The sequence below is a fragment of the Streptomyces sp. NPDC051921 genome (assembly GCF_040680975.1).
GTDB lineage: Bacteria > Actinomycetota > Actinomycetes > Streptomycetales > Streptomycetaceae > Streptomyces.
The window spans coordinates 235769-242991 of record NZ_JBFAXU010000010.1 but is presented as its reverse complement, the minus strand read 5'-3'; the positions used below and the strand labels follow the sequence as shown (position 1 = coordinate 242991).

The 7223-nt window shown below is 72.5% G+C and carries 7 protein-coding genes and 1 pseudogene; 6 read left to right on the top strand and 2 right to left on the bottom strand.

Translation table 11 applies throughout. The features are described 5' to 3' along the window. Both AB0M16_RS16320 and AB0M16_RS16315 read right to left on the bottom strand, forming a co-directional pair. Positions 1–1111 (bottom strand): Hsp70 family protein (locus tag AB0M16_RS16320; protein ID WP_365343212.1); only part of this gene is annotated, 1111 nt, incomplete at its 3' end. 177 nt (positions 1112–1288) lie between these two features. Next, positions 1289–2644, bottom strand: a complete 1356-nt coding sequence (locus tag AB0M16_RS16315) for a cytochrome P450 (RefSeq protein ID WP_365343209.1) — start codon at positions 2642–2644, stop codon at positions 1289–1291. A gap of 324 nt (positions 2645–2968) precedes the next feature. On the opposite strand from AB0M16_RS16315, the gene AB0M16_RS16310 reads away from it, so the two are divergent. From AB0M16_RS16310 to AB0M16_RS16285, 6 genes and pseudogenes are all read left to right on the top strand, one after another. Beyond that, positions 2969–3223, top strand: a complete 255-nt coding sequence (locus tag AB0M16_RS16310) for a hypothetical protein (RefSeq protein ID WP_365343207.1) — start codon at positions 2969–2971, stop codon at positions 3221–3223. A gap of 519 nt (positions 3224–3742) precedes the next feature. Further along, positions 3743–4540, top strand: a complete 798-nt coding sequence (locus AB0M16_RS16305) for a DUF4389 domain-containing protein (protein WP_365343205.1) — start codon at positions 3743–3745, stop codon at positions 4538–4540. Between the two features lie 22 nt (positions 4541–4562). Continuing rightward, positions 4563–4652 (top strand): annotated as a pseudogene (locus tag AB0M16_RS16300) (phytanoyl-CoA dioxygenase); the annotation flags it as partial. A 28-nt stretch (positions 4653–4680) separates the two neighbouring features. Continuing rightward, on the top strand, positions 4681–4833 hold the full coding sequence (locus AB0M16_RS16295; RefSeq protein ID WP_365343238.1) for a hypothetical protein: 153 nt from the start codon (positions 4681–4683) through the stop codon (positions 4831–4833). A gap of 217 nt (positions 4834–5050) precedes the next feature. Continuing rightward, the gene (locus AB0M16_RS16290; RefSeq protein ID WP_365343203.1) at positions 5051–6214 is read left to right on the top strand and encodes a mandelate racemase/muconate lactonizing enzyme family protein; all 1164 of its coding nucleotides are present in this window, start codon (positions 5051–5053) and stop codon (positions 6212–6214) included. Then, on the top strand, positions 6211–7218 hold the full coding sequence (locus AB0M16_RS16285; protein ID WP_365343201.1) for an alcohol dehydrogenase catalytic domain-containing protein: 1008 nt from the start codon (positions 6211–6213) through the stop codon (positions 7216–7218). Before AB0M16_RS16290 ends, AB0M16_RS16285 begins: the two co-directional genes overlap by 4 nt. Positions 7219–7223 lie beyond the last annotated feature (5 nt).

Sequence of the window (7223 nt, the reverse complement as noted above, 5' to 3'; positions counted from 1 at the left end):
TCACGTCGAGGAGCAGGACGTCCTTGACCTCACCCTTGAGGACACCGGCCTGGAGCGTGGCGCCGATGGCGACGACCTCGTCCGGGTTCACACCCCTGTGCGGGTCCTTCCCGCTGAGTGACCTGACCAGTTCGGTCACCGCGGGCATACGGGTGGAGCCACCGACCAGGATCACGTGGTCGACGTCGTCGACCTCGATCCCCGCGTCGTCCAACGCCTGGTGGAACGGTGCCCTGCAGCGCTCCAACAGGTCGTCCGTCAACTTCTCGAACCCGGCTCGGGTGAGCTTCTCGTCCAGGTGCAGCGGGCCCTCGGCGGAGGCCGTGATGTAGGGCAGGTTGATCGTGGTCTCCCTGGCCGAGGACAGCTCGATCTTCGCCTTCTCGGCCGCCTCGCGCAGACGCTGCACGGCCATCCTGTCCTTCGAGAGGTCGATGCCGTACGCGTTCTCGAAGCGTGTGACCAGGTGGTCCACGACCCTCTGGTCCCAGTCGTCACCGCCCAGATGCGTATCACCGTTGGTCGACTTCACCTCCACCACGCCGTCGCCGATCTCCAGGAGCGACACGTCGAAGGTGCCGCCGCCCAGGTCGAAGACGAGGACGGTCTGGTCGTTCTGCTTGTCCAGCCCGTACGCCAGCGCCGCCGCGGTCGGCTCGTTCACGATGCGCAGGACGTTGAGGCCCGCGATCTCCCCCGCCTCCTTCGTGGCGGTGCGCTGCGCGTCGTCGAAATAGGCCGGAGTGGTGACCACCGCGTCCGTGACGTCCTCGCCCAGGTACGTCTCCGCGTCGCGCTTCAGTTTCTGCAGCACCCGCGCGGAGATCTCCTGCGCGGTGAAGCGCCGGCCGTCGACGTCGCCGCTCGCCGGGAAACGCCAGGCCGACTCGCCCATGTGCCGCTTGACCGAGCGCACGGTGCGGTCCACGTTGGTCACCGCCTGCCGCTTGGCCAGCTCGCCCACGAGCACGTCGCCGCCCTTGGCGAAGGCGACCACGGACGGTGTCGTCCGCGCACCCTCCGCGTTCACGATGACCGTCGGCTCACCGCCCTCCAGGACGGACACCACCGAATTCGTCGTCCCCAGATCGATACCGACAGACCGAGCCATGGCGGCCTCCCGCCATCCGTTGACCTGCCCAGGCGTCTTCCCCGCTCGTACGCGGTCATGCGTGCCGAGGTCGGGCACACACCGGCACCCCGGGGGCGGCCGACTCCGCCCGAGGCGGACGCGCCGACGGCGATCGAGTCCGAGCGAGCGGCGCACGAGGACCGCGCCGGCCGGCCCTCAGGCCGGCGCGGTCGGCTCGCCGACCGGGACCCGCAGCGGGGCGCGGAAGGAGAGCAGGCCGAGGGTGGGTGCCTGGGCGGCGGCAGGTGCGAGCCGGACGGCGGGCAGGCGGCGGGCGGCCGCACGGAGGGCCACAGCCGCCTCCGTACGCGCCAGGGCCGCGCCCGGGCAGCGATGGCGCCCCAGGCCGAAGGCGAGGTGGTGGCGGATGTTCGCGCGGCCGGGAAGCATCTGCCCGGGGACGTCGAAGACGTCGGGGTCGGAGCCGCTGCCCATGAGCATCAGCAACAACTCGGCACCTGCGGGGAGTTCGACTCCGCCCAACCGCACAGGGCGCGCGGTGACCCGGCGCCACGAGGTGACGGGGGGCTCGCGCCGCAGCACTTCCTCGACCCACGCCTCGGCCAGGCCCTCCTCGTCGGCGGGCCGCGGCCACACCCCGGGCTCGGCGAGCGCGCGGCGCAGGACGGTGGAGATGAGCTGCCCGGTCGTGGACTGCCCGGCGATGAAGACGAAGAAGCACGCTCCGACCGCGGTCTGCGGATCGAGCAACTCCCCGTCGGGCAGGCGGTGACGTGAGAGCGCGCCGACGAAGCTGTCCTCCGGCACCGGCCTCCTGCTCACGAGCTCGGTGAGCCACTGATGGAACTCCCCGACCAGCGAAGCCAGTTCGAGCTGACGGTCCGCCGAGGGGCGACCCCAGAAGAGCTCCAGCGAGGCGTCGCTCCAGCGCACCAGCGTGGCCGCGTCCAGACCCTCGATGCCGAGGAGTTCCATCATCACCCGGCAGGGCAGCGTGTGCGCGAACGCGGTGAAGAGGTCGCTCTCACCCGTGGCGGCCAGCTCCGCCCGTACCCCGTCGAGCAGCTCGTCGGCGATCCGCTCGATCACCGGGACCGCTGCCGCCACCCGCGGGGCGTTGAAGAAGCGCGTGACGACGCGTCGCAGTCCCGCATGGCTCTCGGACGCGTTGTTGGCGAGTGCGGGGCGCAGCCGGAAGCCCGCCCGGGCGAGCTTCCGCAACACCGGAACGCCCAGGGGCGTGACCGCGTTCTGGGCGTTGTCCGGCCGGAAGGCGGCCGGGTCGAGCAGGACCGTGCGGATGTCCTCGTACCGGCTGACCAGCCACAACCCCGTCGCGCCGTCACGGTGGACCGGGGCGTCGCGCCGCAGGCGGTCCAGCCACGCGTACGGGTCGCTGACGAAGCCCTCGTCGAACGGGTCGAACAGGTCGAGCAGCCCGAGCGGGTCCTGCCGACCCGCCCCCGGGAGCGCCGCGGAGACCGAGTGGTCGTACGGGCAGGAGCCGGATGCGTCCGCGGGGGAGGCCGGTGCGTTGGGGGCGGATGTCACGCTGGCGGACGCTAGCACGTGAACGTGCACGTGACGGCCGGTGTGTGCGGGGGATCACCTGGTGATCGATGCGGGGCGCGGGTGCGGCGGGGGTCCGCGGAGGGCGGCGCAGTGCCCTGGACCCCCACTGTCAGACCCTGAGCCACGACCACCGGAACCCGCTCCGAGTATCAATGTCAGACCCCTCCCGTAGAACGGGACCCATCGCAGTCGAGTCGTGATCCAGGACTCCCGCTTGCGTCGACGGGCGAACGGCGGCGGGGCGGAGTCCCGGGACGACGGGACGGCGCCGTCCTCCGCCGAAACCCAGGAGATCGCCCCGCCATGAGCACGACCCTCACGCCGCGCCGTGCGCCGTCCGTCGGAGACCGGATCGCCGACGCGGTTCTGGACGCCGCGTACGAGACGCAGCGTCTGTACCGGCACGGCGCGTTCGGTGTTCCCTGCCCGACGTGCCAGGTGCCGGCCGGGACGCTGTGCCTGGCCCGCCGCAGCGTGCACGCCGAGCGGCGCGGGGCATATCGGCAGGTCCTGCAGGGCCGCACGCTCGTCCCGCTGCTCGTCGCGGCCGGCCGGTGACAGCGTCTGTGGTGGCGGTGCGGAGGTGGTGCGGGGCTGGTGGTGGAGACGAAGCGCGTCCAGTGGCACCACGCCGATGCACCGATCCGGCGACTCGACGGACGGGGGCGGCATCGCCGCCGCCCCCGGTCGGGCACCTCCGGAGCGGAGCCCTCCCGGAACGGCCTGATCACGACGCCCGCCGCTCCCTCGCATGACCGGCGGCGCGCCCGGCGGCATGGCCTCGGCCGGCCTTGGAGGGTCCCAGGCCCCTGCGCGCTCTCGGCGGGGACCCGCGGGCGGGCTCGGGGATCGGTGGCGCAGGGGCCGATGGGCGGGTGGTTCGCCCGGAGCAGCGGGTCCATGGGCTGGGCCTCGAGCTTCCGCAGCAGGGCGCCACGGAGCGCGTACGCCACCTGGGAGAGGTCGGGCGGCCCCGTGTAGTCCCGGTGGCCCCCGTGGCGGTGCGCCGGTCGGCCGGCTGCGGCAGCATCGACGTGACCTGCGAGAGCGCGGGAAGCGGGAGAGACGGAGGCGGTCATGACAGCAGGTTGGGAGCCCCGGCCCTCGGCCGACGCCGAAGGGGTCGAATGGCGGCCGGCTCTGGACGTGCCGCCGCCGGGGCAGCAGCGCCGCTGGACGGTCTTCCTGCGCTGGCTGCTGCTCCTGCCACAGTTCATCGTCGTCGCCGTGCTCTCGATCGCCGCGTTCTTCGTCACCATCGCGGCCTGGTTCAGCGCCCTGGTCCTGGGCCGCCTGCCCGACCCGATCGCGTCCTTCCTGGGCTCGGTCCTCGCCTACCAGACCCGGGTCTCGGCCAGCTCGGCCCTCCTCGTCGACCGCTACCCGCCGTTCTCCTTCGACGCCCCCGACTACCCGGTGCGCATCGAGCTGCGCGCCACGCCGCTCAACCGGCTCGCCGTCCTGTTCCGGCTGATCCTGATGATCCCGGCGGCGATCGTCAACAGCCTCGCGCAGACCGGCTGGTTCGCGATCGGCTGGGTGTTCTGGCTGATCGGCATCGTCCTGGGCCGCCTCCCCGAGCCGGTCTTCGGTGCCACGGCGGCCGTCGTCCGGTACCGGATGCGACTGGCGGCCTACGCGACGATGCTGACGCCGGTGTATCCCAAGGGACTCCTGGGCGACGCCCCCGACACGGCCGCGCCGTCCGCGTACTCCGCGACGCGTCCGCTGCGCCTGAGCACCGCCGCGCAGGTACTGGTCTGGCTCTTCCTGCTCCTGGGGCTCGCGAGTCACCTGACCTCAGGCACGGTCGACTACGACGACGCGGCCGACGACCGCTCCGGGGCGGGCACCGTACACGAAGGCAGGGTCTGAGCATGGGGTCGGCCCGCAGGCCGTGACGCTGGACCTGCCCGGAACGCCGAGTGTCCCGGGCAGTCATCTGCGGCGGACCGACGAACCGGACACCGGCCGCCACCAGAACCTGTCCTCCTGGCAAGAGGTGCGGGACAGCCGTGGAGCAGCTGCGGCGCCCGATCCCGGAGGCCCTGTGGGACGAGCTGCGCGCCGAGAGGCTGATCGGCCCGGGCACGCCCGTCCCCGTCACCGCACCCGTGGGGGAGGAACCCGACCTGCACATGTCCGCGGCACCGGGGCCGAGTTCCTGAGCGCGGGCGACAACTCCTGACACACCCGCATCGACGGCGGAGGTCCTTCCCGTCTCCGTGCCGGCGTCGGCACCTGAGCGCCCCCGGGGCGGTGCGCCGTCGCTCGCCCGTACGCCGGTCCGGTCCGACCCCTTGACGCCCCCCGTGCGACCTCCTTACTGTCACGCCAGAATTTCGAACGCATGACGAAATTTCGAACAGCAGGGAGTCAACCGCTGTGCGGATCACGGGAATCAGCACGCACGTCGTCGGAACGCCGTGGCGGAACCTGACCTATGTTCAGGTCCACACCGACGAGGGGATCAGCGGGGTCGGGGAGACCCGGATGCTCGGTCACACCGACGCGCTCCTCGGCTATCTCCGCGAGGCCGAGGTCAACCACGTCCGCGGATCGGACCCGTTCGCCGTCGAGGATCTCGTACGACGCATGAAGTACGGGGACTTCGGCCGGGCCGGGGAGATCGTGATGTCCGGCATCGCGGTCGTGGAGATGGCCTGCTGGGACATCAAGGGCAAGGCGCTCGGCGTCCCCGTCTGGCAGCTGCTCGGCGGGAAGGTCACCGATCGTGTGAAGGCCTACGCGAACGGGTGGTACACGACCGAACGCACGCCGGAGGCCTACCACAAGGCCGCCCGGGGCGTGGTCGAGCGCGGCTACCGAGCCCTCAAGATCGACCCCTTCGGCAACGGTCACTACGAGCTCGACCACGAGCGGACCCGGTACGCCGTGTCCCTCGTCGAGGCGGTGCGCGACGCCATCGGACCCGACACCGAACTGATGCTGGAGATGCACGGCCGCTTCTCCCCCTCCACCGCGGTGCGCCTGGCCCACGAACTCGCGCCGTTCCGGCCGGCTTGGCTGGAGGAGCCGGTGCCGCCGGAGAACCTCAAGGCGCTGAAGAAGGTGGCCGACAAGGTGGACATGCCGGTCGCCACCGGCGAGCGGATCCACGACCGGATCGAGTTCCGCGAACTGTTCGAGAACCAGGCCGCCGACATCCTCCAGCCGGACGTCGGCCACATCGGCGGCATCTGGGAGACCCGCAAGCTGGCCGCCACCGCCGAGACCCACTACATGATGGTCGCCCCGCACAACGTGGGCGGCCCGGTGCTCACCGCCGCCTCCCTCCACGTCGGCTTCAGCACACCGAACTTCAAGGTCCTGGAGCACTTCAACGACTTCGCGGACGCCGAGATCAAGAAGGTGGTCAAGGGCGCTCCTCAGGTGGACCCGGACACGGGCTGCTTCCACCTCTCCGAGGCGCCCGGCCTCGGTGTCGCACTCGATGTGGACGCGGCGGCCGAGTTCCCGCAGCAGCAGGCGCGGTTCGATCTGTGGTCCGAGGGCTGGGAGCGGCGACGCCCAGAGGGGACCCGGTGAGCGGCGAGGCCCTCGTCGTCGACGCGCCGGGTGTGTTCCGGCTCGTCCCGCACGTGCCGCGCGAGCCCGGCCCGGGCGAGGCGCTGGTGGCCGTGCACGCGGTCGGTGTCTGCGGCAGTGACCGCGAGGTCTACCGAGGCAGCCGGCCCCCGGGGTACGTCCGCTATCCGCTGGTCCCCGGTCACGAGTGGTCCGGGACCGTCGAGCGGGTGGGCGACGGTGTGCCCGTGACGCTGACCGGGCGCAAGGTGGTGGGGGAGGGATTCCGCAACTGTCAGGTCTGCGACCGCTGCCACGCGGGCGAGACGACCCTGTGCACCGCCGGGTACGAGGAGACCGGCTTCACCCGGCCCGGCGCCATGGCCCCCACCCTCACCCTCCCGGCCCGACTGCTGCACGTCCTGCCCGACGCCGCCGACCTGACCGCGGCTGCCCTTCTGGAGCCCGCGGCCTGCGTGGCGGCGGCGGCGCTCCGTGCGGGCGCCCGGCCCGGAGAGCGGGTCGCGGTGGTGGGCACCGGAGCCCTCGGGCTGCTCGCGGTGCGGTTCCTCGCGGTGGCCTCCCCGGCACGGCTGCTCGTCGTCGGCGCGGACGCCGAGCGGGAGCAGCTCGCCCGGAGGCTCGGCGCCACGGACTTCCGTGTCCGCGACCAAGGCCTCCCGGACGACTTCGACGTGGTGATCGAGGCGGGTGGCTCCGCCGACGCCGCCCGCACGGCCGCCGGCCTGCTGCGGCGCGGCGGCCGCCTGGTCCTGACCGGCATCCCGGCCCCCGGCGCCGAGGGGCTCGATCCCACCGGCCTGGTCGTCCGGCAGCTGACGGTGCACACCGTCTTCGGTGCCCCGCCGGCCGCCTGGGCGCATGCGACGCGCCTGTTCGCGGCCGGGCTGCTCGACCCGCTGCCGCTGGTCACGCACGAGCTGCCGCTGTCCGCGTTCGGGCAGGCCATGGCTCTCGTGGGGGCCGGCGACCCGAAGGTCGGCAAGGTGCTGCTGCGGCCGTAGGCCTC